Here is a 26,187-nt window from a genome sequence, read left to right as displayed (position 1 = left end):
GCGGCGCCTGCGGCCTGGCGGGGAGCCTCCTCGCCGAGACGGCGGCGGGCTTCGTCCTCGGCGCGGCGCTTGCGCTCCTCGTCCTGACGGCGGCGGTCCTCTTCCTCGCGCTTGCGGGCTTCGGCAGCTTCGCGGTCCTTGGCTTCTTCAGCCTCGCGCTCGGCGCGGCGGGCAGCCTCTTCAGCCTGGCGGCGGCGGTCTTCCTCGTCGCGGCGGCGCGCATCGACGAGCGCGTTCATGCGCGCATCACGCTCCTGCTCGGACAAGGTCTGCAGCACCATGCCGCCTGAACGGGGCGTATTCGGAGCGGACCGCTGCGGGCGGCCACCCTGGGCGGGCGCCGCCGGCTTCGGGGCCGGAGCCGCCGGAGCGGCAGGCTTGGGCGCAGCCGCAGGGGCCGCTGCCTGTTGCGGGGCGGGTCTGTCTTCCTTGACCCCACTACCGGGGCCAACAGCAGGGCGACGCTTGACCGTCTCGACCACAACCGACTTGGATCGGCCATGGGAGAAGCTTTGGCGCACCACGCCCTGTTCGACGGGGCGCTTCAGAGAAAGCGTCTTGGACGACACATGAAGAGTCTTGTCGCCCTGGTTTTTCGTATCGGTCATTCCGCCTCAGTTCCTGCGGGTTTCATAGTCTTGGGTTCGCCGGTCTCGTTTCCGAGGCCAGTTTGATCGGCGTCGATCCCGCGAAAGACGCGGTAACGATGCCAGCGGTTCAGAAAGCCGTCGCTCCCAGCGCCCGCGACGAGGGCAGCATGTATCACATTTGACCGGCCTAATGCCAAATCCAATTCGTCATTCGACAATTCTTGGATGACCGGAAAGCTAGATATTGCCTCGCCGAAGCGTTTTCGCAACTGGTTCGCTAATTTTCTTCGCCCATCTTCGGCCGCTTCTGCGGCATGAATAAGGGCAACGATGGGCTTATCCGTGATGGTCGATTCGACCTTGTGAAAGCCGGTGATCACCGATCCGGCCTTGTTGGCCAGCGCCAAGCCCTGGCGGAGGTCGTCCCGGAGGAGACGCTCGATGTCCTGGGCCAGGGTCTCGGGAGCCTTGGCCTCGGCCTTGAAGGCGCGGGCGAAGAGGCGACGTTTGGCCGCCTCCTCCACCATGTCATAGCGGGCCGTCACCCAGACGCCGCGACCCGGCAGCTTGTGACGGAGATCGGGCACGACTTGGCTGTCGGGCCCGAGGACAAAGCGGATCAGTCCTGCGGGCGTTTTCGCCTCGCGGGTGACGATGCAGGTGCGCTCCGGTTCATGCCGCGGCACGAATGCTGACCTCGCTTTGCCATCACCGGGTTCAAGACGGCTGAGCTTCGGTCTCGGCTTCCTCGGCCGATTCCTCAGTCTCAACGATCTCTTCCGGCTGCTCGATCCAGCCCGCCTTCACGCGGGCGGCCATGATCATGTTCTCCGCATCCGCACGGGACACGTCGAAGCCGTCCAGCGCGCCCTTGTAGCGGGTGGCCTCGGGGCTGCGGCCTTCCGTCCAGCCGACGAGATCGTCGGTGGCGCAGCCGGCCAGATCCTCGACATTCTTGATGTCGTTCTCGCCGAGAGCCACCATCATGGCGGTGGTGACGCCGTCGATCTCCTTCAGGTCGTCGGAGACGCCCAGTTCCTGGCGGCGGGCATCGTTCTCGGCCTCGATGCGGGCAAGATATTCCTGCGCGCGGCTCTGGATCTCGGCGGCGGTGTCCTCGTCGAAGCCCTCGATGGCCGCCACTTCACCGGCGTCCACATAGGCGATTTCCTCGACGGAGCGGAAGCCTTCCGAGGCCAGGAGCTGACCCACGACCTCGTCCACGTCCAGCGCGTTCATGAACAGCTCGGTGCGCTCGGCGAACTCCTTCTGGCGGCGCTCGGATTCCTCAGCCTCGGTCAGGATGTCGATGTCCCAGCCGGTGAGCTGCGAGGCCAAGCGCACGTTCTGGCCGCGGCGGCCGATGGCGAGCGAGAGCTGGTCGTCGGGCACCACCACCTCGATGCGGTCGGCCTCCTCGTCGAGCACCACCTTGACCACCTCGGCCGGCTGCAGCGCATTGACGATGAAGGTCGCCTGATCGGGAGACCACGGAATGATGTCGATCTTCTCGCCCTGGAGCTCGCCCACCACCGCCTGAACGCGGGAGCCGCGCATGCCGACGCAGGCGCCGACCGGATCGATGGAGGAATCGCGCGAGATCACGGCGATCTTGGCGCGCGAGCCCGGATCGCGGGCCACGGCCTGAACCGTGACGATGCCATCATAGATCTCCGGCACTTCCGACGCGAAGAGCTTCGCCATGAACTGCGGATGGGTGCGCGACAGGAAGATCTGCGGCCCACGGGCCTCGCGGCGCACGTCGAAGAGATAGGCGCGGATGCGGTCGCCGGGACGGAAGGTCTCGCGGGGGATCAGCTCGTCGCGGCGGATGATCGCCTCGCCGCGGCCGAGATCGACGATCACGTTGCCGTACTCGACGCGCTTGACTGCGCCGTTCACGATTTCGCCGATCCGGTCCTTGTATTCCTGGTACTGACGGTCGCGCTCGGCGTCGCGCACCTTCTGGACGATCACCTGCTTGGCCGATTGCGCCGCGATGCGGCCGAAATCGAAGGGCGGCAGGGTGTCGGCAATCACGTCGCCCACCTGGGCCGCCGGGTTGTGGCGGGTTCGGGCCTCGGCCAGCGTGATCTCGCGGGAGTCGTTCTCCAGCGCGCCATCATCGACCACCAGGAGGTGCCGGGACAGGCGCAGCTCGCCGGTCTTCGCGTTGATCTCCGCGTGGATGTCGGTCTCGGCGCCGTAGCGGGACCGGGCTGCCTTGGCAATGGCGTCCGCCATGGCGTCGAGGACGATCTGCTTGTCGATCACCTTCTCGCGGGCGACCGCATCGGCGATCTGCAAGAGTTCAAGCCTGTTGGCACTGATAGCCATCGAGGTCGCTCCTTCGTTCGGTTTCGTCTCAAGAATGGGTGGCGATGACCGCGTCCCAATCCTGTTCGTTGCTTGGCCGCATGATCTTACCGGTGAACCGGATCATGGGTCGTTGGACGGGTCCTGCGGCTCGTCGGGCGCATCCACCACGTCCGTGTCTTCATCAAGGTCGTCCGTGGTCGGCGCCGTTCCCCGGCGCAGCGATTCACGGATGAGGTCATCGGTCAGAACGAGGTGAGCCTCGCCCAGATCCGTCAGAGGCAGGCGCGCGATGGGGTCGAGGCCTTCCTTTACGTCCGGCAACTCGACAACGAGCTTTCCGTTCTCGACGCCCCGGAGAAAACCCCGGAAACGCTTGCGGCCTTCGAGCGGCACCGCCATCTCGATCTTCGCGTCGTAGCCGGTCCAGCGCGCAAAATCGCTCTCCCGCACGAGCGGCCGGTCGATCCCCGGCGAGGAGATCTCGAGATAATAGGCCGTGTCGATCGGATCCTCGAGGTCGAGCACCGGCGAAATCGCCCGGCTCACGGTCTCGCAATCGCTCACCGACATGCTGCCGTCCGGCCTCTCGGCCATGATCTGCACCGTGCACCCGTTCGTGGGGGTGACCCGCACCCGCACGAGATTGAAGCCCAGATCCTCGATCACGGGCTCGACGATCGCCGCCACTCTGGCGGCCACGCCGTTTTCGGTAATCAGCCGCTTGTCGCGTTCGTTTGTCATGGCTCTCCGCACGCTCCGGCATTCAGGCAATAAAAAAGAGCGGACCCGGCGGGGCCCACTCTTGACCAGCAGCTTAACGCTGCAACCAGAGCTGACGGCGAACTTATAGCGATTCAAGCCCAAAAAAGCAAGGGTCCTGCACGAGGCCCGCCGGGCACACGCTCAACCCCCTTCAGTTGCCGCCAATAGGCGCTTCCCGAGAGCCCCCTAAGCGCGGCTTAGATCCGTGTGAGGGTCAGGTAGCTCGGCACGCGGCCTTCGCGGATGGCCTTAGCCTCGTAGCGGGTGCCCGGCCAGCCCTCATAGGGCTTGCGCCAATCGTCGGCCCGGGTGGCGGTCCAGCGGAAAGCATGGGAGCGCAAGGCGCGGGCGAGCACCCAACCGATGTAATCGTCGATGTCGCTGGCAAAGCGCAGCTCCGCGCCCGGCTTCATCACGCGGGCGAGCATCTCCAAAGTCTCGTCGGAGACGAGGCGGCGCTTGCGCTGCCGGCGCTTGGGCCAGGGATCGGGATAAAGAATGTAGACCCGGTCGAGGCAGGCGTCCGGCAGGGTCGGCAGCAGGTCCGTGACGTCGTCGTCCCAGACCCGGACATTGTCAAGGCGCTCGTGCTCGACCACGGCCAGGAGCTTGGCCATGCCGTTCACGAAGGGCTCGCAGCCGACGATGTTGACGTCGCGGTGGGCGCGGGCCTGGGCGGCGAGATGCTCGCCGCCGCCGAAGCCGATCTCAAGCCAGGTTTCGCGCGCCTGGGGGTTCGGAAACTGGCTGGACAGGTCGCTGCCCGGAACCACGCGGATCGCAGGCAACAGGGTCTGGACGAGTTCGTCCTGCCCGGCGCGAAGCTTCTTGCCCTTCCGGCGTCCGAAGAAGGCACCGGCGCGTTCGGAGGCTTCGCTCATAGGACAGATGCTCCTGAAGTCGGTACGACTTGCTCAATTAGCCGGTTCTTATCGCGCCGGATGATGCATTTAGAGCCGGCTCTCCTCGCGGGGAACCGGCTCTTGATGGTGAGTCTCCGTGGGGCGAAGGGTGTTCGGCCTGCCGAAGCGGCTCTTAACGGAATGCTGCCTTGAGGCGGTCGGCGAGGTCCGTGCGCTCCCAGGAGAAGCCGCCATCCTGGTCCGGCTTGCGGCCGAAATGGCCATAGGCCGAGGTGCGGGCATAGATCGGCCGGTTGAGGCCGAGATGCGTACGAATGCCGCGGGGGGAGAGGTCCATGGCGTCCATGAGCACCGCCTCGAGCTTGCCCTCGTCCACTTTGCCGGTGCCGTGCAGGTCCACGTAGATCGACAGGGGCTTGGCCACGCCGATGGCATAGGAGAGCTGCAGGGTGCAGTTGTCGGCGAGACCGGCCGCCACCACGTTCTTGGCGAGATAGCGGGCGGCATAGGCGGCCGAACGGTCCACCTTGGTCGGGTCCTTGCCGGAGAAGGCGCCGCCGCCGTGCGGCGCTGCGCCACCATAGGTGTCGACGATGATCTTGCGGCCGGTGAGGCCGCAATCGCCGTCCGGGCCGCCGATCACGAACTTGCCGGTGGGGTTCACGTGCCAGATGGTGTCGGGCGAGATCCAGCCCTCGGGCAGGGTCTGGCGGATATGCGGCTCGACGATGGCGCGCACGTCCTCGGAGGAGAGGCTCTCGTCGAGATGCTGGGTCGAGAGAACGATCTGGGTGGCCGAGACGGGCCTGCCGTTCTCGTAGCGCACCGTGACCTGGCTCTTGGCATCGGGGCCAAGCTTGGCGGCATCGCCCACCTTGCCCTTGCGGGCGGCGGTGAGGTTCTCGAGGATCTTGTGGGCGTAGTAGATCGGCGCCGGCATCAGATCGGGCGTCTCGGTGCAGGCATAGCCGAACATGATGCCCTGGTCGCCCGCGCCCTCGTCCTTATTGCCGGAGGCATCGACGCCCTGGGCGATATGGGCCGACTGGGCGTGGAGGTACACGTCGATTTCGGCGTTCTTCCAGTGGAAGCCTTCCTGCTCGTAGCCGATGTCCTTGATGGCATCGCGGGCAAGCTGGATCACCTTGTCCTTGGTGATGGAAGCAGGTCCGCGCACCTCACCGGCGATGACGACGCGGTTGGTGGTGGCGAGCGTCTCGCAGGCCACACGGGCCTCGGGCTCGGCGGCCAGATAGGCGTCAACGACGGCATCGGAGATCCGGTCGCAGACCTTGTCCGGATGCCCCTCAGACACCGATTCACTGGTGAAAAGATAGCTCGAACGCCGCACGACGGAATTCCTTCAGGCAATGGAAAAGCGGGACCTGCAGATCTTCCGCAGGCCTGAAACCATGCTCATGCCGCAGGCTTGAGGAAAGGTCAAGCGAACGTGTTCGTTATGACGAACGTTCCGCTTCCTCCTGAATGGCCAGTGACGCGACGAGCTGGACGATGCTTTTGCGGACCTTGGGGTTCTTGATGCCGGTGAAGTTCCGGACGAGCTGCAGGCCCTCCGGGGTCGACATCATGTCCGCCACGTAGGTGGGCGGGTTCTCTTCCGCAAAACCGGCGGTGGATTTAGCGCTCGTGACGCCGTCGAGAAAGAAATGAATGTCGACGCCGAGGATTTTGGCGATCTCGATCAGACGAGCTACGCTGATCCGGTTCATCCCCTTTTCGTATTTCTGGACCTGCTGAAAGGTCAGTCCGAGCATGTCGCCAAGCTTCTCCTGGCTCATGCCGATGGACATGCGGCGCATGCGCACGCGGCTTCCGACTTCCTTATCGATAGAGCCCGTCGACTTCTTCATATGGCCCCACTTCCTTACCGGAATTATTGTGATGCAAGGTCATGGGTGACTTAAGGAAAAGTTGAATGTTGCCCACGACGTACAACCAGGAGCATTAAGCAGATCACAAGCGTAACCGTCAAAGAAAACTTGCCCCATTTGCTGTAAACAGTGGCAGGTTCCGCAACTGGAAGGCCTGAATCTATGATGCCTTCAACTGAGAGTGGAAGATTATCCACTACGCGGCCGTAAGAATCGACGATGGCGGAGATTCCCGTATTGGCGGCCCGCACCAGGGGCAGGCCCTCCTCGACGGCTCGCAGCCGTGCCTGCGCAAAATGTTGGTAGGGGCCCGGGGTCTCACCGAACCAGGCATCGTTGGTCACATTCAGGATGAGGTTCGGCCGGGGGCCATCGGCCAGGATCTCACCCGGAAAGATCGCCTCGTAGCAGATCGTTGCAGCCACCGGGGGCAGTCCCGGAATAGACAGCACCATCCGCTTCTCGGCAGGTTCGAAACCGCCCGGGATGTGCACGAACTGGCGCAGGCCCACCGCACGGATCAGCGCATCGAGAAATTTCGGCACGTATTCGCCGAAGGGCACCAGATGCGCCTTGTCGTAAGAGCCGAGGATCGTACCCTGATCGTCGATCACCTGGATAGCGTTGTAGAACTTGCCCACCGCCTCGCCGGGCAGCGGTTCGTCCATGCGGGCCGCTCCCGCAATCAGGACGGAGCCGGGCTCCAAGAGAGCCGCGATCTGCGCCAGCGATCCCGCATCCCGGTGGAGCAGGAAGGGAAAGGCCGATTCCGGCCAGATGATGTGCGTCGGTGCGGCTCCATCGCGCCCCGGTCTCGCGCTCAAGGTCAGGTAGTGCCGCATGATGGCGTCGCGGTTGCGCGGGTTGAACTTGGCGTCCTGAGGCAGGTTCGGCTGCATGATGCGCAGGCGTATGTCGGGAACGGTGGCGGATGCCTGCGCGGGCACCCGCCAGACGCCGAATCCTGCCATGCCAACGAGCAATGCCGCCGCGAGGATTGGAGCCGTCCAGCGGGCACGGGCTGTCCGTCCGGTCAGCAGGACCGCGGGAGCCGCGCCGATGCAGAGGCTCAAGAAAGTCAGGCCATAGAGGCCGACCAGGGAGGCGGATTGCATCAGCCAGAGATGCTGGCCGAGCGCCATGCCGGGGCTGTTCCAGGGAAAGCCGGTGAAGAGGTAGCCGCGCAGCCACTCGGCCACTGTGAGGCCGAGCGCAAAGGCAAGGATGCGCCGGGCATCCGGCAGCCAGAGCAGGCGGGCCAGCATGAAGCCGAAGGCCGGGAAGAAGGCGAGGAGGGCCGGCAGGCCCAGGACCCCGAACGGCATGGCCCAGGCGAACTGATCCGCCTCCACGAGAAAGGCCGCGCCGAGCCACCAGAGCCCGGCGACGAAATAGCCGAAGCCCCAGCACCAGCCCAGCACGGCTGCGGCCTTCAGCGGAGCCCAGCGGGATGGGCTCCCCTTCATGGTCCCGTCGAGGAGCCAGATCGCCGGCACGAGGGACAGGACGAGCGCCGGCAGAAACCCGAAAGGCGGCATGGCGAAAGCGCCGACGGCCCCGGCCGCGAAGGCCATGAGCCAACGGTGCCAGCTGCGCGCACCGGATCCGAGCGCCGCAAAAACCGGCAGGATCCCTGCGATATCCGATGCCTCGGTTAAAACATCACGCTTCGCCGACAGCCTCATTCGGCGGCAGCGCTTTCAGGACGCGGGGCGACCGGCTGGCCTTCGGTGATTTCCACCTCGGTGGAGGCCACGGTGCGGCGAAGGATGTGAAGCCGCTTCACGCGCCGGGGGTCCGCATCGAGAACCTCGAATTCGAGGCCGGCCGGACCCACGATCACCTCGCTGCGGGACGGCACGCGGCCGGCGAGCGTCACGATGAAGCCGCCGATCGTGTCGATATCCTCGGCACCCTCCTCCTCGGTGAGGTCGACGCCGAGCGTCTCCTTGACCTCGTCGAGGCTCGCGCGGGCATCGGCGATATAGGTGCCGTCGGCCGCTTGGATGATGGTGAGGGTGGCATCCTCGTCGTGCTCGTCCTCGATGTCGCCCACCACCATCTCGACGAGATCCTCGATGGACACGAGCCCGTCGGTGCCGCCGTATTCGTCGATCACCAGGGCCATGTGGGTGCGGGTCGCCTGCATCCGCACCAGCAGGTCGATGGCCGGCATGGAGCGCGGCACGAACAGCACCGGGCGCAGGATGTTGGCCGACGCCAGCGTCATCGACAGGTCGATCTGGCCGAGGCTCGGCGGAGAGGTCTCGTCGCCGGCGCCCGCTTCAGAGGCGCCGCCATCAGCCCGCATGGCAATGAAGTCCAGGAAGTCGCGGATGTGAACCATGCCCTTGGGATCGTCCAGGGTCTCGCCATAGACCGGCAGACGCGAGTGGCCGGCCGTGCGGAAGAGGTTCAGGAGTTCGCCGAGATTGGTCTCGGCCGCCACCGCCACGATGTCGGCGCGGGGCACCATCACGTCCTCCACCCGGATGCGGTGGAAGGAGAGCACGTTCTTGAGCATCGCCCGCTCCTGGGGCGAGAAGTCCGTGTCCTCGACGGTCTCCGCGAGAGCATCCTCAAGATCGTGGCGGATGGATTCGCGGGGTTTCAGGCCGAGACGGGTCAAAACCCGGTCGTACCAGTGGTCGCGTGTGTCGTCTGTCTCGGTGAGGGTTCGGACAGGGCGTTCGCTACGACTTCGATCTTCGTTCATTGCCGTGGGTTGTCAGCCGTTATGCTGCCATATCGCGATAGGGGTCGGCGATGCCAAGGGTGGCGAGCGCCTTGACCTCGAGAGCTTCCATGATGTCCGCCTCCGCCTCGACCTCGTGGTCGTAGCCGAGAAGGTGCAGAACTCCATGGATGATCAAATGGGCGAAATGATGCGCAAGCTCCTTGGATTCCTCCTCGGATTCACGCACCAGGGTTTCGTAGGCTAAAGCAATATCGCCCAAATGGCGAGGGCCACTTAAGCCCGGCTGCTCCGGCGCCGGGAAGGACAGCACGTTGGTGGGCTTGTCCTTGTTCCGCCACGTGCGGTTCAGCTCGCGGATCTGGGCGTCGTCAGCGAGCATGACGCTCGCCTCGAACTCCTGGTCCGCCTCGTAGGTGACGGCGAGCGCCGCCTCCGCGGCCTTCTGGGCCAGGGCCTCGGCGTCTTCGAGGCGGCACCAGTCGCCTGCCTCGATCATGATGTCGAGGGTGATCACGGGCGGCGGTCCCGGTAATCCTGGCGCGGAGGCTCCGGCGGGGCTTCGCGGGCGGCCTTGTCGTAGGCGGTCACGATGCGGCGCACGAGGTCGTGGCGCACCACGTCCACTTCCTTGAAGGTCACCCGGGTGATGCCTTCCACTCCGTCGAGAATCCGCACGGCCTCGACGAGACCCGACTTCTGGCCCGGCGGCAGGTCGATCTGCGACGGGTCGCCGGTGATGATCATGCGCGAGCCCTCGCCGAGGCGGGTCAGGAACATCTTCATCTGCATCGTGGTGGTGTTCTGCGCCTCGTCCAGCAGCACCAGGGCGTTGGTGAGGGTGCGGCCGCGCATGAAGGCCAGCGGCGCGATCTCGATCATGCCGGTCTGCAGGCCCCGGTCCACGTGGCGCGCTTCCATGAAGTCATAGAGCGCGTCGTAGATCGGGCGCAGGTAAGGATCGACCTTCTCGCGCATGTCGCCGGGCAGGAAGCCGAGCCGCTCGCCGGCTTCCACGGCAGGCCGCGAGATGATCAGGCGGTCCACTTGCCCCGCCTCGAGCAGGGACACCGCGTAGCCCACGGCGAGCCAGGTCTTGCCGGTGCCGGCCGGGCCCTCGGCGAAGACGAGTTCGTTGGTCTTGAGAGCCTTGATGTAGGTGTTCTGCGCGGCGTTGCGGGCGCGCACCGCCCCACGCCGGCGGGTGGAGATCTGGTCGAAGGCCGTGAGGCCCGCAGCCGGCTGTTGCTCGGCGGCCGGGAAGAGGCTTCCCTGGAGGGTGCTCTCCTGGATGGCGCCGTCCACATCGCCGGTGCCGAGGGCTCCGCCCTGGCGGGCGCGCTCATAGAGGCCTTCGAGCACGCGCCGGGCCATCTCGGAGGCCTCCGGCGTGCCCTTCACGGTGACGCGATTGCCGTTGGCAATGGCCGTTACGTCGAGGCGCCGCTCGAGATGGGCGAGGTTCTGGTCGTATTGTCCGAAAACGAGGCTGGCGAGGCGGTTGTCCTCGAAGGTGAGGACGATCTCGGCCTCTTCGACGACGCCGGGATGCAAGCCGCCGGGGTTGCGTCCCTTGTGTGCACGTGCGGTCGCGTTGTCCGCTGGGCTCAAATGCCTCTCCTCTGAATCTCTGCCGCAGGCGCTGCGGCAGACGGATATGGGGCCTCCTTGGGCAACAGACTAGGCCGCGGCCTGGCTGCCGGGTCCAATCCATTCCCCGAACAGGCTGTTCGAACCAGCCCGCGTGATCCGCACCGTCACGATCTCGCCGACGGCGTGGCGGTCGCTCTCGAACTGCACGGGCTGCAGGTAGGGCGACTTGCCGGCCATCTGACCCGGGTGACGACCCGGCTTCTCCAAGAGAACGTCGAGAGTCTGCCCGACGGTTCCGTGGTTGAAGGCCTGCCGCTGCATTTCGAGAAGATTTTGCAGCCGCGCCAGACGCTCGGCCTTCACGGTCTCGGAGACCTGGGTTTCGATATCCGCCGCGGGCGTGCCGGGGCGGGGGCTGTATTTGAACGAGAACGAGCTGGCAAAGCCTACATCGGCGATGAGCCGCATGGTGTCCTCGAACTCCGAATCGGTCTCGCCGGGAAAGCCGACGATGAAATCGGAGGAGAGCGCCAGGTTCGGCTGGACGTGGCGGATGCGCTCGATCAGGCGCCGGTATTCGTCGCCCGTATGCCGGCGGTTCATGACGTCGAGAATGCGGTCCGAGCCGGACTGCACCGGCAGGTGCAGGTAGGGCATCAGGGCCGGCAGGTCGCGGTGGGCGGCAATCAGCTCGTCGTCCATGTCGCGCGGATGGCTGGTGGTGTAGCGAAGCCGTGCGATGCCGGGGATCTCGGCCAGGCGATGCAGCAGCCGCCCGAGCGACCACACGGAGCCGTCCGGCCCCTCGCCGTGATAGGCATTCACGTTCTGGCCGATCAGGGTCAGCTCGCGCACGCCCGCATCGGCGAGACGCAGGGCTTCATCCAGGATCTTGGCCACCGGGCGCGAGACCTCGGCCCCGCGGGTGTAGGGCACCACGCAGAAGGTGCAGAACTTGTCGCAGCCTTCCTGGATGGTGAGGAACGCCGACACGCCCCGGTTCCGGATCGCCGTCTTCGAGGGCTTGGGCAGGTGGTCGAACTTGTCCTCGACCGGGAATTCCGTGTCGACCACGCGCTCGGAGCGCGGCTTCTTCAGCAGGCCCGGCAGGTTGTGATAGTTCTGCGGCCCCACCACCACGTCGACGGCAGGCGCCCGGCGCAGGATCTCCTTGCCCTCGGCCTGGGCGACGCAGCCGGCGACCACGACCTTCGTCTCCCGTCCGGCCGCCTCGCGCTCCTGTTTCAGCTCGCGCACGCGGCCGAGCTCGGAATAGACCTTCTCGGCGGCCTTCTCGCGGATGTGGCAGGTGTTGAGGATGACGAGGTCGGCCTCCTCCATGGCCTTGGTTTCGCTGTAGCCCTCGGACGCCAGCATGTCGGCCATGCGCTCGGCGTCATAGACGTTCATCTGGCAGCCATAGGATTTGACGAAGACTTTTTTCACGAGGTCGGCCTGTTCTGCTTGCAATCGGGCGGGCGAAGATGAGCGCCTTTTAAGCCTTTTCGTCACGCAAGAGAATAGCGGCTGTTTGGCTCAAGGATTTTAGACAATGCGGTCATCCCGGACGCCGCAGGCGATCCGGGATCGTCGGACAAGCGTGGCGCCTGAACCTCGACATTGTCATTCCCGCGAAGGCGGGAATCCATAACCGCCGGCAATGCAGGATAGGACGAAGCGGCTGCCGTAGCTCGTAACTCAACCGGCGTCGTGTTTATGGATCCCGGGCTCCGCTACGCGGCCCCGGGATGATAGCGTTAATTCTGATAACGATGCCGGATCGGCTGCGCCGTCCGGGATGATGGATGATCAATCCCGAAACGCGCCCTCGACCGGCGCCGACAATTCCGCGTCCGCCGCGAGGATTTCGGAAACGACCTTGGCGAAGGCTGGCCTGTTGCTCAGCCGCCCGTACCAACCGGCCAGGTTCTCATATCCCCTCAAGGACGGCCCCCCGAGGCGCCGGGTCCAGAACACGGTCATGAACACGGCAATGTCAGCCGCCGAGAATGCGCCACAGAGATAATCCCGGCCTTGAAGCTGGCGGTCGAGGGCGGCGAAGTGGCCGGCAAGCGCGGGCTCGGCCTCGCGGGCCTTCATCTCCTTGGCCTCCCAGCGATCGAGATCCTCCGGCTTCGGCTCTGTCCGGTGCATGAGGAAGCGCAAGGGCGCCAGCATGATCTCGTCGGCGTAGACGTCGAGCAGGCGGCAGCCGGCGCGCTCCCGTGGATCCTTCGGGTAGAGCGCCGGTTCGGGATAGGCGTCTTCCAGATATTCGAGGATCACGGTCGAATCGTAGAGGGACAGGTCCCCGTCGACGAACACGGGCACCTGTCCCTTGGGGTTGAGGGCCAGCACGTCCGGGTGCTTGGGCGAATAACCCTTCGTCTGGCTGAAGGCGACCCCGATGCGCTCGAAGGCGAGCCCCTTCTCGTAGAGGGCGATCTCCACTTTACGGGAGAAGAGGCTGACGGGACCTGAATAGAGCTGCATCGGGCGCCTTTCAAATGTGCTTATCGGCTGATCGACGGCGGGAGGTGATCCTGCCAGGAGGTCTCATTCAGGCCCTCCACATCGGCCCGTGACAACCCGATATCGTGCAGAGCATGGTCGTCGAGTTCGTACAGGATCTTGGAGGTCCTGCGCCGGTCAAGCCAGGCCTCATAGCGCAAAAGCAGATTCATGAGCACGTTCCCGTGGTTGCGGTGAGCGGTGTGGAACCCAAGATTTGCTGTGGCATATCCGGTCGCCATGACGGTTCTCCTTCGATGGCGTTTCTCTGGAGATGAATGTGCTCCTGTGGTAGGCTGCAAGCAAACGAGAAGTTCTTGCGTCTTGCCCAAGCAGAACTTGGGCAGAGTGCCTCAAAGGTCCCCATGTTCCGTCGCCGTCTCCCGCCCCTCAATGCCTTGCGCGCCTTTGAGGCCGCCGCCCGCCACCTCAGCTTCGAGAAGGCCGGCGACGAGATCGCCGTCACGGCGAGCGCCGTGGGTCAGCAGGTGAAGGCGCTGGAAGCCTGGCTCGGGCGGCCGCTCTTCCTGCGCCAGCCGAGTCGGGGCGTGGTGCTGACGCCCCTGGGCGAGCGCTATGCGGTATCCGTCACCGAGGCGCTCAACCGGCTCGATGAGGCAACGGCCCGGGCCCTGCGGCCGGAGGCCTCCAACGTCATCACCGTCAGCGCCATGCCGAGCCTCGCCTCGAACTGGCTCATCCCGCGGCTCGGCGCCTTCCGGGAGCGTCACCCGGAGCTGGATGTCCGGGTCTCGGTGTCGGGTGAGCTTACCGACTTCGACCGCGAGGACGTGGACATGGCGATCCGCTTCGGGCGCGGCCACTATCCGGGCCTGCGCACGAGCCTGCTGATGGAGGAGTTCTTCTTCGCCGTATGCAGTGCGGCCTTGCTCAACAATCCGGAGCGGCCTTTGCGCGAGCCCGCCGATCTGCGGCATCACACCCTGATCTACGAGGCCGTTGATAGCGTGCCGGACTATACCACTTGGGATCGATGGCTTGCAGAGGTCGGAGTCTCGGGAATCGATACCGCGCGCAGCCCTCGGTTCACCCACACCTATCTGTGCCTGCAGGCCGCCGCTTCCGGGCAGGGCGTAGCGCTCGCCACCAACGTGCTCATCGGTGATTATCTGAAGGCCGGCCGTCTCGTCCGGCCATTCCCGCATCAGGTCAAGGGAGCCTATCAGTATTACATCGTCTGCCCGGAGGCGACCGCCGACCGGCCGGCGCTGGCGGCCTTTCGGGCCTGGCTGCTGGACGAGGCAAGGGCGCAGGCTGCGGAGGCGGCGCAGGGATGACAGCGATTATGCCGCCCTCAACGCCCGCCGCACCTCGGCCTCGGCGAAGGCGGTGGCCTGCTTGCGGTTGCCGTTGAAGGGCATCGGCTCGCCCCAGGTCACCACCACGTCGAGGGGAATGCCCCGGATGAACATCTTGAGATGGGACGCGAGATCCATGTCGCCGTACCAGGCGATGAAGGGGCGGTCGCGCCGGGTCACGGGCAGGCCGTGGCGGTGGGTATAAGTGATGGCGAGCGGCTGCAGGAGCACGCGCTCGACGCTGTCGTGCATGAGCGCCGTCTGGGCCGCGCCCACCAGCGAGGAGCGGAAGGGCAGGAGCCGGTTGCCATCACTCGTGGTGCCCTCGGCAAACAGCACGACCACCTCGCCTTTCACCAGCCGGTGGGCCAGCGCGTCGTTGACCTCGGCGGTGGCCTTGCGGCGCTGGCGGTCGATGAACACGGAGCGCTGGAGCGTCGCCATGAAACCCACCACGGGCCAGCCCTCGATCTCGGATTTCGCGATGAACGAGAGCGGGTGCAGGGATCCGATCACCGGAATGTCGAGCCAGGAGACGTGGTTCGACACCACGATGGTGGCTGCCCGGCCCGGCGGCGTGCCGCGCTCGATCACGCGCACGTTGAAGATTTTGAGAAGCGCCCGGTGAAACCACACCGGCAGCACGTGCAGGGTGGCCGACCAGCCGAGGCGCAGGGCCAGCATCTGCAGCGGCACGAGCGCGAGGCTGCACAGGCCGAGCAGGAGCAGCCGGAAGGCGACAGCGAGTGTGGTCACGCGTCGTCCTTGTCCAGCGGCACCGCGTAGAGTTCTAGCCGGTGATACACCACCTTGTAGCCGAGGCGTCGGGCGATCTCGTTCTGCAGCGCCTCGATCTCCTCGGAGCGGAACTCGATCACGTCTCCCGTCTCGAGATTGATCAGGTGGTCGTGGTGCTCGCGGGCCGCCTGCTCGTAGCGCGAGCGCCCGTCGCGGAAATCGAGCCGTTCGAGAATGCCCTCCGTCTCGAACAGCTTCACGGTCCGGTAGACGGTGGAGAGTGAAATGCGGTCGTCAACCTGCACGGCGCGGCGATGCAGCTCCACCACGTCGGGATGGTCCTCGGCCGAATCGAGCACCTGCGCGATGATCTTGCGCTGGCCCGTCATGCGCAGGCCCTTCTCGCGGCAGGCGCGCTCGATGGCGTCCGACCGGCGCATTCTGGCGGATGTGCTGTTGCGTGTGGCCAAGGCTGAAAGGTCTCCTTGCGGAGGGTTATACGGTAGGTGAGCGGAGGGGGCTATAGGTCGAGCGCCATGGTCAGCGCCGAAGCCTTCGTGCCGTCGGCCTTGTGATAATATCCCTCCCGCCGTCCGGTCTCTCGGAACCCGGCGCGGCGGTAGAGAGCGATGGCCGGTCCATTGCCCTCCTCGACCTCCAGGTGCACGCGGGCGACGCCCCGGCGGGACAGGGCGTCGAGATGGGGAGTGAGAAGCGCGCGAGCAAAGCCCTTCCCCCGCGCCTCAGGGGCAATGGCCACCGTGATGATCTCCGCCTCGTCGAGCACGATCCGCGACAGGACGAAGCCGGACGGCTTGGTGGTGCGGCCCAGGAAAAGCCCGTCCGCCATGATTCCGCGCTCCCCGAGCAGGCGCTCGAAATCGAGGGTGCTCCACGGCCGCGGGAAGGCCGAGGCGTGGATCGCCGCGAGCCGCGCAGCCGCATCGGTGCCGACGGGCTCCACATGCGGCGCAGGCGGATGGAGGAAGCGGTCGAGAATGCTCATGGCGGGAATTCTATTGCCGGGCGATTCGGGCCCCGTCCTGCGGCTTGGCGTCGGGTTCGCGCAGGTAGAGCGGCTTCGGCAGGGCCTGGGCCGGGTCGGCCAGCGCCCCGAGGCGCGCCACCCAGGCGATGTCGGGGAAGGCCGACACGTCGCTGACCTGCGCCTCGACCCCCTGGATCCGGGCCTCGGCCGCCAGCATGGCGGCGGCCGATCCGGCCACGACGATCGGCCCCGAGCCGAGGAGCCGGATGGCGTCGCGATAGGTCATCAGCCCCGGCGGGATGATGGTGCGTCCGCCCGGCGCGATGGCCTGGATGTAGAGGTGGCCGTGCTTGGCATCGATGGCGGCGGTGAACAGTCCGCGCCTGTCGCCGACCATGAGCGGCGCCAGGAAGGCCGACAGGGTGGCGACCCCCACGACCGGAATGCCGGCCGCCAGGCCGATGCCGCGGGCCGCGCTGATGCCGACCCTGAGGCCCGTATAGCTGCCGGGGCCGACCGTCACGGCCACCCGGTCGAGGCTCTCGAAACCGCCGTCCACCTGGGCCGAGAGCCGGTCAAGGAGCGGCATCAGGGCCTCCGCGTGGCCGCGCTCCATGGGAATGGACTCTGCTGCCAGCGGCACGGTCTCTCCGGCCTGGACGATGCAGGCCGAGCAGGCGCCGAGGGCGGTATCGATGGCAAGGACGCGCAACGTCTGTCTCCGTCAGGTCTGTGCGCTTCTTTAGAGCATGAAGCGGACCGGAGGAAACCCGGTTTCATGCGCCTGTCCTGCGACCGGAGGGTTTCGGCTTGAGCAGGCTGGAGGGCCAATGCCATGATCGGCCCATGACAACCGGATCAGACCCATCTTCCACCGAGCCCAGGCCCTGGACCGTGAAAACCTCGCGCGACGTGATTCGCGACCGCTGGATCGGGCTTCGCGCCGATGATTGTTTGACCGCGGACGGCGTGGAGGTGGCGCCCTATTACGTGCTCGAATATCCCGACTGGGTTCATGTGGTGGCCCTCGACGACGAGGATCACATCATCCTGGTCGAGCAGTATCGCCATGGCTATGGGGGCATGTCCCTCGAGGTGCCGGCCGGGGTGGTCGACCGGGAGGACTCATCCCCGGTCGCGGCGGCGGCCCGCGAGCTCGAGGAGGAGACGGGATACGTTGCAGAGCGCTGGCGCTCTTTCGGCAGGCACTCGCCCAACCCTGCGACCCACACGAACTTCTGCCATACCGTGCTGGCGCAGGGGGTGCGCCTGTCCGGCAGGAAGCTGAACGACCCGGCCGAGCAGATCAAGGTGGTGCGGATTCCGGTTCAGGAGGCTGTCCGGCTTGCTGCCGACGGCACGATCACCAATGCGATGCAGGTCGCCTCCCTGGCCATTGCGCTGAGCGCCATCGGCAAGTGGAGCCTGTGAGGCTCACCCGGTTCGACAGAACTCCTCAAGGAAAAAGCGCGGCTTTTCAGCCGCGCTTCGATAACCGAGCTTCCGGTTCCGGATCGAACAGGCGTCAGACCGCCTGAACCTCGCGCACGTCCGGGAGGAAGTGGCGCAGCAGGTTCTGGATGCCGTGGCGGAGCGTTGCGGTCGAGGACGGGCAGCCCGAGCAGGCGCCCTTCATGACGAGATAGACCGTGCCGTCCTTGAAGCCCCGGAAGGTGATGTCGCCGCCGTCGCCCGCCACCGCCGGGCGGATGCGGGTCTCGAGCAGCTCCTTGATGGTCTCGACGGTTGCGGCGTCCGCGTCGTCGAAGAACTCCTCGCCGTCCTCCTGGCTGACGCCGTAGCCGTTGGCGAAGAGCGGCGCGCCGGTCATGAAATGCTCCATGATCGCGCCGAGGATCGCCGGCTTCAGGTGCTGCCACTCGCCGTCCGCCTTCGTTACCGTGACGAAGTCGTAGCCGAAGAAGACGCCGGTCACGCCCGGCACGGCAAAGAGGCGCTCGGCGAGCGGCGAAACTTCGCCCTGCTCGGGGGTCTTCGCCTCGAACGTGCCCTCTGGCATGACCACGCGGCCGGGCAGGAACTTCAGGGTGGCGGGATTGGGAGTGGCTTCGGTCTGGATGAACATCGCTTTTCGTCCTCTGCGCCGGTTCAAGGCCGGCCGAGTGGGTGTTGGAATCGTTCTAACAGGTTCACTCGGAAATGTGGATGGTCTTCTGGGAATTCCAAGGCCGTGACGAGCCCGTTCCATCCCTTCGTTCGAGGGAGCGCACCATGTGGGCGGCCAGGCGCTCGGCCGGGACGGACAGGCTCGGCACGGTCATCAGGGCGACCTCGGTGTCGGACAGGTCGGGGGCCCCGGCCGCCGTGTCGATGATGAAGAAGTCCTCCGGCACCATCTCCTTGGGCAGCACCGTCAGCCCCAGGCCGGCCCGGACGGCCGCTTGAGCGCCCGCCAGGGACGTGGACGTATAGGCGATCCGCCAGGGCCGCCCGGCCCGGTCGAGGGCATGGGTCGCCCGCTTGCGGTAGACGCAAGGGTGGGGCGAGACCACGAGCGGGAGCGGCCCGTTCCGCTCGAAGGGATCGGGCCGGGTCGAGGCCCAGACCAGGGGTTCGCGCCAGACCCGCACCCCGTCGGTCGGCCCCATGGGCTCCCGCTTGATGAGGACGAGGTCGAACTCGCCCTCCTTGAAGCGCTCGATGAGGTTGAGGGTGAGGTCCGTGGTCACCTCCAGGGCCACGTTCGGGTGGGCTTCCGCGAACCGGGCCAGCACCCCTGACAGATGGGTCGTGGCGAAATCCTCCGGCGTTCCCAGCCGCACCAGGCCTTGCATGGTGGGCTCGACCAGGCGCGCCACCGCCTCGTCGGTGAGAGACAGGATGCGGCGCGCATAGGACAGCAGGGTCTCCCCCTCGGAGGTGAGGGACAGGCTGCGCGGCGTGCGCTCCATCAGGGCGCAGCCGAGCTGTTCCTCCAGGCGCTTGATCTGGAGGCTGACAGTCGGCTGGCTCAAGAGGAGCCGCTCCCCGGCCCGGGTCAGGTTCCCGGTCTCGGCGACCGTCACGAAGGTTCTCAGGAGATCGAAGTCGAGACGCGGCAGCATGAACTCACCATTGTGAAATCAAATGATAACAAGTTCTATTATTTATTTCAAAAGAGGTGAACCCCGTTCCATGGTCCCGCCACCATCGCGGAGATCATCATGAACTTTCATCCCAGAACCCAGACTTTCCTCACCCTTCCCGTTGCAACGCCGGTCACCATCGCCCGCGGCGACGGCATCGGGCCGGAGATCATGGATGCGGCCCTGCGCGCGCTCGAAGCTTGCGGGGCGAAACTCGCGGTCGAGGAGATCGAGATCGGCGAGAAAGTCTACGGCAAGGGCCTGTCCGCCGGGATCGCGCCCGAAGCCTGGGCGAGCCTGCGGCGCACGGGGCTGTTCTTCAAGGCGCCCATCACCACCCCGCAGGGTGGCGGCTTCAAGAGCCTCAACGTGACGATCCGCAAGGGGCTCGGCCTCTTCGCCAATGTGCGTCCGACCCAGGCCTACGCGCCCTTCGTGGCCACGAAGCACCCCGCCATGGACGTGGTCATCGTGCGGGAGAACGAGGAGGACCTCTATGCCGGCATCGAGCACCGGCAGACGGACGAGGTCTATCAATGCCTCAAGCTGATCTCCCGGCCCGGCACCGAGCGCATCGTGCGCTATGCCTTCGACTATGCCCGCGCCTCCGGCCGCCGGAGCGTCACCTGCTTCACGAAGGACAACATCATGAAGCTGACGGACGGGCTCTTCCACAAGGTGTTCGACGAGATCGGGGCCGAATATCCCGAGATCGAGAAGCGGCACATGATCATCGATATCGGGGCGGCGCGGCTCGCTGACTCGCCCGAGCGCTTCGACGTGATCGTGACCCCCAACCTCTACGGCGACATCGTGTCCGACATCGCCGCCGAGGTTGCAGGCTCCGTGGGGCTTGCAGGCTCCGCCAATATCGGCGCCCATGGAGCGATGTTCGAGGCGATCCACGGCTCCGCGCCGGACATCGCAGGCCAGGGCATCGCGAACCCGTCGGGGCTCATCCTCGCCGGTGCCATGATGCTCCAGCATGTGGGGCAGTCGGAGGCCGCGCAGCGCCTGCACAATGCCTGGCTCGCCACCATCGAGGACGGCATCCACACGGCCGACATCTACACGCCCGCCACGTCCACAGAGCGGGTGGGCACGCAAGCCTTCGCCGACGCGGTGATCGCCCGGCTCGGGGAAAGCCCGAAAAGGCTCAAGCCCGTGCATTACGACACGACGCGGGGCGCAATCCCGATCCCGGCCTATGAGCGCAAGGCGCCTGCGCGGAAGGACCTCGTCGGCATGGACGTGTTCGTGGAATGGCGCGGCGCGGCCGACGACCTGGCCGAGCGCCTGAAGGCTGCCGAGGATGGCTTGGTCGCGCTGAAGCTGATCACCAATCGCGGCGTGAAGGTCTGGCCGCAGGGCCTGCCGGAAACCTTCTGCACCGACCATTGGCGCTGCCGCTTCGAGGCGCATCCGGGCAAGGCTCCGAACAAGGCCACCCTGGCGCAGCTCCTCGGCCGGCTGGCCTCGGCAGGGGTCGAGTTCGTGAAGACGGAGCACCTCTTCACCTTCGACGGCGTGCCGGGCTATTCCCTCGGTCAGGGGCAGTAGCCGGGATCACCCGGCGAGCGCGTCGATCTCCTCGTCCGACAGGCCGCCGGGCACGATGACGATGGGGACCGGGAAGGAGGCGGCGGCGCGCCCGCCCAGGGTCGAGACCAGGGGGCCGGGCCCCTCCTTGCTGCTGCCGGCGCCGAGCACCAGGAAGGAGATGTCCTCGTCCTCCTGGATCAGCTTCATGATCTCGTCCGCCCGGGTGCCGACGCGGATCACCTGCTCGGGCTCGACGCCCGCGGCATTGCGGGCCTCGCGGGCGGCCGTATCGAGGAGCTTCTCGGCTTCCTCGCTTGCCTCCTCGATCATGGCCTCGCCCACGCCGATCCACTCGAAATTGTCGGGCGGGTCGACGACCGCGAGCATCACCATGCTGGCGCCGGTGCGGGCCGCGCGGCGGGAGGCGAAGTGCACCGCCCTGGCGCATTCCGGGGTCTTGTCGACCACCACCATGAATTTCGGCCTGTGGCCCGATTCGTAAGATCGACGCTTGTCGCTCACGGAACGCTCTCCTGATGACCCCGGATGCTGCCCTGCCTTTGCGTCAACGGCAAGCGGGGGCTTCTCCCGAGAGGCGCATCTCTGCACGCAAGACCGGTTCCCACTTTTGCGGTCGGCTCTAGCGCGCCCGCAGGAAGCCGACGATGTCCTTGACCGCATCCATGGTCACGGAGGCGAGCGCCCGCGCCCGCGCGGACCCGTCGGCGAGCACCGCATCGATGTGGCCGGGATCGGCCATGAGGCGGCGCATCTCGTCGGCCACCGGCGAGAGCTTCGTCACCGCCACGTCGACAAGCGACGCCTTGAAGCCGGAGAACTGCGCGCCGCCATGCTGGCGCAGCACCTCGTCCGGCGTGGTGTCCATCAGCGCCGCATAGATCGCCACGAGGTTCTCGGCCTCCGGCCGGGTCTTCAGGCCATCGACCTCGGAGGGCAGGGGCTCGGGATCGGTCTTCGCCTTACGCACCTTCTGGGCGATGGTGTCGGCGTCGTCCGTGAGGTTGATGCGCGAGTAGTCGGAGGGGTCCGACTTCGACATCTTCTTCGAGCCGTCGCGGAGCGACATGACCCGGGTGGCCGGGCCCTGGATCATGGGCTCGGTCAGCGGGAAGAAGGCCTCGCCGAAGCCGTGGGCTGCGATCGACTCGGCCCAGTCGTTGTTGAACTTCTGGGCGATGTCGCGAGTCAGCTCCAGGTGCTGCTTCTGGTCTTCGCCCACCGGCACATGGGTAGCGCGGTAGACCAGGATGTCGGCGGCCATCAGGCTCGGATAGGCGTAGAGGCCGACAGAGGCGTTCTCCCGGTCCTTGCCGGCCTTGTCCTTGAACTGGGTCATGCGGTTGAGCCAGCCGAGGCGGGCGACGCAGTTGAACACCCAGGCGAGTTCCGCGTGCTGGGGCACCTGGGACTGGTTGAAGACGATATGGCGCTTCGGGTCGATGCCGGCGGCGAGGAACGCGGCCGTCACCTCCCGGATCTGCCGGGTGAGGTCCGCCGGGTTCTGCGGCACCGTGATCGCATGCATGTCCACGACGCAGTAGATGCAATCGTGCGTCTCCTGCATGGCCACGAAGCGCTTGATGGCGCCGAGATAATTCCCGAGATGAAGGTTTCCCGTGGGCTGAACGCCCGAGAACACCAGCTCCTTGAACTGCGCCATCGCCTTGAACTCCTGCGGGACGTGCATGCGAGCCGAAGGATCCTCGCGCTGCCCCAAACCCATTTTCATTGCATCGTCCCGACGGAAGGCGGGTCTTCCGCCCTGCTGGAACGTGCTTCTCTGCGGCGCGGGTTATGACAGGCCCGCGTCGGGACGCAAGGGTTCTGACGATTTTTTCGTGAGAGAGGCCCAATCGTCGCGGGTCATGGCGCCGGTCGCGAAGGCGGCGAGCGCATAGAGGGCTAGGCCGCCGAGGCACAAGGCCGTCAATGCGAGAGGCCCCGTCTCGTCGAATACGCTTCCGGCGCCCAGGAGCCCGACGCTCATGACGAGGGCCGCAGCCGCCGTTCGCGCCAGGCGGCTCAGGCTCCGGCGGCCGGGCGCCCAGAGGCCGAATCGGCGCAGGCCCAGGATCACCGCGCCCGCATGTCCAAGGCAGCCGAGGCTGACCCCGAGGGCGATCCCGGCCGGGCCGAGCGGCCAGGCGAGGATGAGGGAGGCGGTCACGGTCACCACGAGGCCCATGCCGGCGGCCATGAGGGCCGTCCTCAAGGAACCCAGGGCGAAGAGGGTCTGGCTCAGGACCTTCGCCACGGTGGCGAAGGGCAGGCCGAGGCTCAGGGCCATGAGCACCAGGGCGGTGCCCTCGGCGTCCGTGGCCTCGAAGGCGCCGCGCTCGAAGAGAACCGTGCTGATGGGACGGGCGAGGATGAACAGGGCGGCGCCGGCCGGCAGGGCGAGCAGCAGCGCCACCTCAAGCGCCCGGTTCTGCGCCGTCACCAGCGCCTGCCGCTCCCCCGCCTGATGGTGCCGGGCAAGCTCCGGCAGGAGCAGGCTCGCGCTCAGGCCCGCCATCAGGCCGAGCGGCAGCTGCATCACGCGCTCGGCGTAGTAGAGCCAGGAGATCCCGGAGGGCCAGAAGGATGCGATCTGGGTGGCGGCGAGAAAGTAGATCTGCACCGCGCCGCTGGCCGCCAGCACGGGAAGCCCGGCCAGCAGCAGGCTCTTCAGGAGAGGCGACCAACGCGGGCGGCGAAAGCGGACGGGGCGCGAGCCGCCCTGCAGGAGCGCTGCCGCCACGATGCCGAGCTGGACGAGGCCGGCAAGGCTCGATGCCGCGGCAAGCCATGCGGCTTTGCTGGCGAGAGGAAGATCGAACCCGCTCTCGAGCGCGAGAAGTGTCAGGATCAATCCGCCATTCACCGCCAGCGGCGCAAGCGCCGTTGCGGTGAAGCGCCCGCGCCAGTTGAGAACGGCAGCCGCAAGGGAGGCGAGCGTGGCGCAGATTACGATGGGAAAGGACAGGCGGGTATAGAGCGCGACCAGCGCCAGCGTCCTGCCGTCATCGTGCAGCCCCGGCGCAAGGAGGAAGGCGATGAGGCCCGCACCGATCTCAACAAAGCCGGTGAGCGCCAGCAGCGCGACGGCGAAGACGCTCAGCGCATCGCCCGCCACCGTGGCTGCCTCGTCCGGACTCTCACGGCTCAAAGCCGGCACGAGCACCGGATTGAGCCCGCCCTCGCCGACGATGCGGCGCACGAGGTTCGGCAGGCGGAAGGCTGCGAGAAACGCATCCGCCACCGGGCCTGCGCCCAGGGCCTGCGCGAACAGCACGTCGCGCGCGAAGCCGAGGATGCGCGAGGCGACGGAGCCGAGGCCGACCAGAAGGGAAGAGCGGATGAGCGACATGCGCTCTGAGGCTTAACCGGTTCGCTTCATCTCGTGCAACTTTCCCTCACGGGGGCACTGCATGAGACCTTCCCGTCATGGCCGGGCTTGTCCCGGCCATCCCGATTCGGAAAAGCGCCGCACCTCTCCAATCGGGATCACCGGCACAAGGCCGGTGATGACGTGGAGGGCTGACAAGAGAGCGCCTAGCCCCTCGCCTGCGCGATCGCCTCGCGCTTCTGGGCCAGCGTCATGCCGCCCGCGTAGGATTGCGTCGCGACCAGGAAGGACGGGGTGGCGACGAAACCGAGGGAATCGCCGATCTTGAGGGTGTCCTTCATCCACTGCGCCGTGCGGTCCGCATTGGCCGCCTCCTCCAGGCGCGCACGGTTGCCGCCGAGGCGCTCGGCTTCCGCCAGCGCCCGCTCGCCATCCACGATACCCCGCAGGCGGAACAGGGCGAGGTGCAGGTCGAGATAGCGCTCGGCGCCGTGGAGCTGGAGAAAGGCGAGCGCCGCCTTGTGGGCCGTCACCGACGGGATGCCGAGCACGGCGAAATTCACCAGCACGTAGGACAGATCCGGCTCCGCCTTCAGGAGCGCCGGCAGGTCCTGAGCCGAGCGTTTGCACCAAGGGCAGTTGTAGTCGAAATATTCGATCATGATCACGTCGCCATGCTTGTGACCCAGCCGCACGGCGGAGGGCAGGGCGAGCGTATCCTCCACCAGCTCGATGGGGACGAGCTGCGGTTCCGGGGCGGATTGCGCGAAGACGGGAACGCTGGCGCCGGAAGCGGCGAGACCGGCGAGAAGGGTGCGGCGCGAGAGGATCATGAAAAGGCGACTCGACTGAAGGGAGGCTCCTCGTGACGCTCGATCGTGGCGATGGCAAGGCCAAGGTTTGCCGTCTCGCACACTCGTGAAAGATCGAGCCTGATAACAGCCTCCGGCTACTCAGTTGCACTTAGCCTTTGCACTTGGCGCTGCTTGCGTCGACAATTGCTGCACCAGATGGGGAATGCCCGATGAGTTCCGTTTTCAGCCAGGACGAACTGGCCGTGATCCGACGCGCCTACGCCAAACAGATTCTCGCGCTCTCCGGCATTGCAGACAATCCCAGGCTGGAGGAAGCCTTTGCCAAGGTTCCGCGCGAGCGTTTCCTCGGCGCGCCGCCGTGGCTGATGTCGCGTGCGGTGCGAGGCTACGAGGCCGTGGCATCGCACGACCCGGTCGTGCTCTATCAGGATGTGCTCTTTGCCCTGGCGTCCGAGAAGGGCGTCAACAACGGCAGCCCGTCCCTCCATGCCCGCTGCCTGCATACCCTGCGCCTGCGCGAGGGCGAGCGCGTGGCTCATATCGGTGCGGGAACAGGCTACTACACGGCGCTGCTGGCCTATCTCGTGGGCGCAGAGGGGCATGTGCTCGCCGTCGAGTTCGATCCCGTTCTTGCGGAGCGCGCCCGAGCCAATCTGGCGGACCTGCCCAACGTCACCGTCGTCCAGGGCGACGGCGCCGAATGGCCGCGCGAGGATGTGGATGCAATTTACGTGAACTTTGCCGTCGGGCGTCCGGCCGAGGCCTGGATCGATCGCCTCAAGCTGAACGGACGGCTCATCTTTCCCCTCGGCGTTCCCCAGCCGAAGCCGAGCCCGCAGGGCGGGACGCATTCGCTTTACGGCGCGGGGCTGTGCGTGACGCGCAAGAGCGCCGGCCTTGCCGTGCGATGGCTCGGCCACGTGTCCTTCGTGTGTGCGGAAGGGCGACTGGCGCAGCCCGGGGAGGAGCGGCAGGCGCTGCAGGCCGCCTTCGAGGGCGGCGGGATGGAATTCGTGCGCAGCCTGGTCTGGCGCGAGAGCGCCACGCCCGGACGGTGCTGCTTCACCGGATCGGGATGGGCCCTGGCCTATGACGAGGTGCCGGACTAAGCCCCATGGGGCGGGG

At 66.4% G+C, this 26,187-nt stretch carries 28 protein-coding genes; 4 read left to right on the top strand and 24 right to left on the bottom strand.

The window, feature by feature from the left end; translation table 11 throughout:
- The 14 genes from MA07_RS18810 to MA07_RS18745 form a co-directional block, all read right to left on the bottom strand.
- Positions 1 to 608, bottom strand: a 608-nt coding sequence (locus tag MA07_RS18810) for a translation initiation factor IF-2 associated domain-containing protein (protein ID WP_036354549.1), incomplete at its 3' end; no start/stop codon positions are given.
- Entirely contained in the window at positions 605 to 1,276 is a 672-nt protein-coding gene (locus tag MA07_RS18805) for an RNA-binding protein (protein WP_052003314.1), read from the bottom strand. The genes MA07_RS18805 and MA07_RS18810, both read right to left, overlap by 4 nt.
- A gap of 31 nt (positions 1,277 to 1,307) precedes the next feature.
- Positions 1,308 to 2,927 carry a transcription termination factor NusA gene (gene nusA / locus MA07_RS18800; RefSeq protein WP_036354547.1) on the bottom strand — a complete coding sequence of 540 codons (1,620 nt, stop codon included), beginning with the start codon at positions 2,925 to 2,927 and terminating at the stop codon, positions 1,308 to 1,310.
- Positions 2,928 to 3,029: 102 nt separating this feature from the next.
- The gene (gene rimP, locus MA07_RS18795) at positions 3,030 to 3,650 is read right to left on the bottom strand and encodes a ribosome maturation factor RimP (RefSeq protein WP_036354543.1); all 621 of its coding nucleotides are present in this window, start codon (positions 3,648 to 3,650) and stop codon (positions 3,030 to 3,032) included.
- A gap of 218 nt (positions 3,651 to 3,868) precedes the next feature.
- Positions 3,869 to 4,552, bottom strand: coding sequence for a tRNA (guanine(46)-N(7))-methyltransferase TrmB (locus MA07_RS18790; RefSeq protein WP_036354540.1), 684 nt, complete (start codon positions 4,550 to 4,552; stop codon positions 3,869 to 3,871).
- Positions 4,553 to 4,706: 154 nt separating this feature from the next.
- On the bottom strand, positions 4,707 to 5,885 hold the full coding sequence (gene metK / locus MA07_RS18785) for a methionine adenosyltransferase (protein WP_036354536.1): 1,179 nt from the start codon (positions 5,883 to 5,885) through the stop codon (positions 4,707 to 4,709).
- 106 nt (positions 5,886 to 5,991) lie between these two features.
- Entirely contained in the window at positions 5,992 to 6,405 is a 414-nt protein-coding gene (locus MA07_RS18780; protein ID WP_036354532.1) for a helix-turn-helix transcriptional regulator, read from the bottom strand.
- Positions 6,406 to 6,455: 50 nt separating this feature from the next.
- A complete protein-coding gene (gene lnt / locus MA07_RS18775; protein WP_052003325.1) occupies positions 6,456 to 8,000 on the bottom strand; it encodes an apolipoprotein N-acyltransferase in 1,545 nt (514 codons plus the stop codon).
- A 107-nt stretch (positions 8,001 to 8,107) separates the two neighbouring features.
- Positions 8,108 to 9,142, bottom strand: coding sequence for a hemolysin family protein (locus tag MA07_RS18770; protein WP_036354529.1), 1,035 nt, complete (start codon positions 9,140 to 9,142; stop codon positions 8,108 to 8,110).
- Between the two features lie 19 nt (positions 9,143 to 9,161).
- Positions 9,162 to 9,620 (bottom strand): rRNA maturation RNase YbeY, encoded by a 459-nt coding sequence (ybeY, locus tag MA07_RS18765; protein ID WP_036354707.1) that lies wholly within the window; start codon positions 9,618 to 9,620, stop codon positions 9,162 to 9,164.
- Positions 9,621 to 9,634: 14 nt separating this feature from the next.
- Positions 9,635 to 10,732, bottom strand: a complete 1,098-nt coding sequence (locus MA07_RS18760; protein ID WP_036354524.1) for a PhoH family protein — start codon at positions 10,730 to 10,732, stop codon at positions 9,635 to 9,637.
- A 69-nt stretch (positions 10,733 to 10,801) separates the two neighbouring features.
- Complete coding sequence (gene miaB / locus MA07_RS18755; RefSeq protein ID WP_036354704.1) at positions 10,802 to 12,160, bottom strand: tRNA (N6-isopentenyl adenosine(37)-C2)-methylthiotransferase MiaB; 1,359 nt, start codon at positions 12,158 to 12,160, stop codon at positions 10,802 to 10,804.
- 363 nt (positions 12,161 to 12,523) lie between these two features.
- Positions 12,524 to 13,207 carry a glutathione S-transferase family protein gene (locus tag MA07_RS18750; RefSeq protein ID WP_036354521.1) on the bottom strand — a complete coding sequence of 228 codons (684 nt, stop codon included), beginning with the start codon at positions 13,205 to 13,207 and terminating at the stop codon, positions 12,524 to 12,526.
- 20 nt (positions 13,208 to 13,227) lie between these two features.
- Entirely contained in the window at positions 13,228 to 13,467 is a 240-nt protein-coding gene (locus tag MA07_RS18745) for a DUF1127 domain-containing protein (RefSeq protein WP_036354518.1), read from the bottom strand.
- 123 nt (positions 13,468 to 13,590) lie between these two features.
- Between MA07_RS18745 and gcvA the strand changes: the two genes are divergently transcribed.
- Complete coding sequence (gene gcvA, locus MA07_RS18740) at positions 13,591 to 14,523, top strand: transcriptional regulator GcvA (RefSeq protein ID WP_036354515.1); 933 nt, start codon at positions 13,591 to 13,593, stop codon at positions 14,521 to 14,523.
- Positions 14,524 to 14,529: 6 nt separating this feature from the next.
- Here gcvA and MA07_RS18735 read toward each other — a convergent pair whose 3' ends face one another.
- From MA07_RS18735 to tsaB, 4 genes are all read right to left on the bottom strand, one after another.
- Positions 14,530 to 15,300, bottom strand: a complete 771-nt coding sequence (locus tag MA07_RS18735; protein ID WP_036354512.1) for a lysophospholipid acyltransferase family protein — start codon at positions 15,298 to 15,300, stop codon at positions 14,530 to 14,532.
- Positions 15,297 to 15,722, bottom strand: a complete 426-nt coding sequence (locus MA07_RS18730; protein WP_036354509.1) for a Fur family transcriptional regulator — start codon at positions 15,720 to 15,722, stop codon at positions 15,297 to 15,299. Before MA07_RS18730 ends, MA07_RS18735 begins: the two co-directional genes overlap by 4 nt.
- An 80-nt stretch (positions 15,723 to 15,802) precedes the next feature.
- Positions 15,803 to 16,288 carry a GNAT family N-acetyltransferase gene (locus tag MA07_RS18725; RefSeq protein WP_036354505.1) on the bottom strand — a complete coding sequence of 162 codons (486 nt, stop codon included), beginning with the start codon at positions 16,286 to 16,288 and terminating at the stop codon, positions 15,803 to 15,805.
- 10 nt (positions 16,289 to 16,298) lie between these two features.
- On the bottom strand, positions 16,299 to 16,982 hold the full coding sequence (tsaB, locus tag MA07_RS18720; RefSeq protein ID WP_036354502.1) for a tRNA (adenosine(37)-N6)-threonylcarbamoyltransferase complex dimerization subunit type 1 TsaB: 684 nt from the start codon (positions 16,980 to 16,982) through the stop codon (positions 16,299 to 16,301).
- 134 nt (positions 16,983 to 17,116) lie between these two features.
- On the opposite strand from tsaB, the gene MA07_RS18715 reads away from it, so the two are divergent.
- Positions 17,117 to 17,701: an NUDIX hydrolase gene (locus MA07_RS18715; RefSeq protein ID WP_052003313.1), complete on the top strand. Its 585-nt coding sequence runs from the start codon at positions 17,117 to 17,119 to the stop codon at positions 17,699 to 17,701.
- Between the two features lie 94 nt (positions 17,702 to 17,795).
- Here the strand turns inward: MA07_RS18715 and MA07_RS18710 are convergent, their stop codons facing one another.
- The gene (locus MA07_RS18710; RefSeq protein WP_036354495.1) at positions 17,796 to 18,356 is read right to left on the bottom strand and encodes a NifU family protein; all 561 of its coding nucleotides are present in this window, start codon (positions 18,354 to 18,356) and stop codon (positions 17,796 to 17,798) included.
- Positions 18,357 to 18,420: 64 nt separating this feature from the next.
- Complete coding sequence (locus MA07_RS18705; RefSeq protein ID WP_152568918.1) at positions 18,421 to 19,335, bottom strand: LysR substrate-binding domain-containing protein; 915 nt, start codon at positions 19,333 to 19,335, stop codon at positions 18,421 to 18,423.
- 99 nt (positions 19,336 to 19,434) lie between these two features.
- On the opposite strand from MA07_RS18705, the gene MA07_RS18700 reads away from it, so the two are divergent.
- On the top strand, positions 19,435 to 20,916 hold the full coding sequence (locus tag MA07_RS18700; protein WP_052003312.1) for an NADP-dependent isocitrate dehydrogenase: 1,482 nt from the start codon (positions 19,435 to 19,437) through the stop codon (positions 20,914 to 20,916).
- Positions 20,917 to 20,922: 6 nt separating this feature from the next.
- Here the strand turns inward: MA07_RS18700 and MA07_RS18695 are convergent, their stop codons facing one another.
- The 4 genes from MA07_RS18695 to MA07_RS18680 all read right to left on the bottom strand — a co-directional run bounded on the left by MA07_RS18695 (position 20,923) and on the right by MA07_RS18680 (position 25,080).
- Positions 20,923 to 21,420, bottom strand: coding sequence for a universal stress protein (locus tag MA07_RS18695; protein WP_036354490.1), 498 nt, complete (start codon positions 21,418 to 21,420; stop codon positions 20,923 to 20,925).
- Between the two features lie 118 nt (positions 21,421 to 21,538).
- Positions 21,539 to 22,579, bottom strand: a complete 1,041-nt coding sequence (gene trpS, locus MA07_RS18690; protein ID WP_036354696.1) for a tryptophan--tRNA ligase — start codon at positions 22,577 to 22,579, stop codon at positions 21,539 to 21,541.
- 132 nt (positions 22,580 to 22,711) lie between these two features.
- Positions 22,712 to 24,268, bottom strand: a complete 1,557-nt coding sequence (gene murJ / locus MA07_RS18685) for a murein biosynthesis integral membrane protein MurJ (RefSeq protein ID WP_052003311.1) — start codon at positions 24,266 to 24,268, stop codon at positions 22,712 to 22,714.
- 185 nt (positions 24,269 to 24,453) lie between these two features.
- On the bottom strand, positions 24,454 to 25,080 hold the full coding sequence (locus tag MA07_RS18680) for a thioredoxin domain-containing protein (RefSeq protein ID WP_036354487.1): 627 nt from the start codon (positions 25,078 to 25,080) through the stop codon (positions 24,454 to 24,456).
- Between the two features lie 191 nt (positions 25,081 to 25,271).
- Here MA07_RS18680 and MA07_RS18675 point away from each other — a divergent pair, with 191 nt between their 5' ends.
- Positions 25,272 to 26,171 (top strand): methyltransferase domain-containing protein, encoded by a 900-nt coding sequence (locus MA07_RS18675; protein ID WP_036354692.1) that lies wholly within the window; start codon positions 25,272 to 25,274, stop codon positions 26,169 to 26,171.
- Positions 26,172 to 26,187: the final 16 nt, after the last annotated feature.

Source organism: Microvirga sp. BSC39 (assembly GCF_000739015.1).
Lineage (GTDB): Bacteria > Pseudomonadota > Alphaproteobacteria > Rhizobiales > Beijerinckiaceae > Microvirga.
This window is presented reverse-complemented; position numbering and strand designations above follow the sequence as displayed.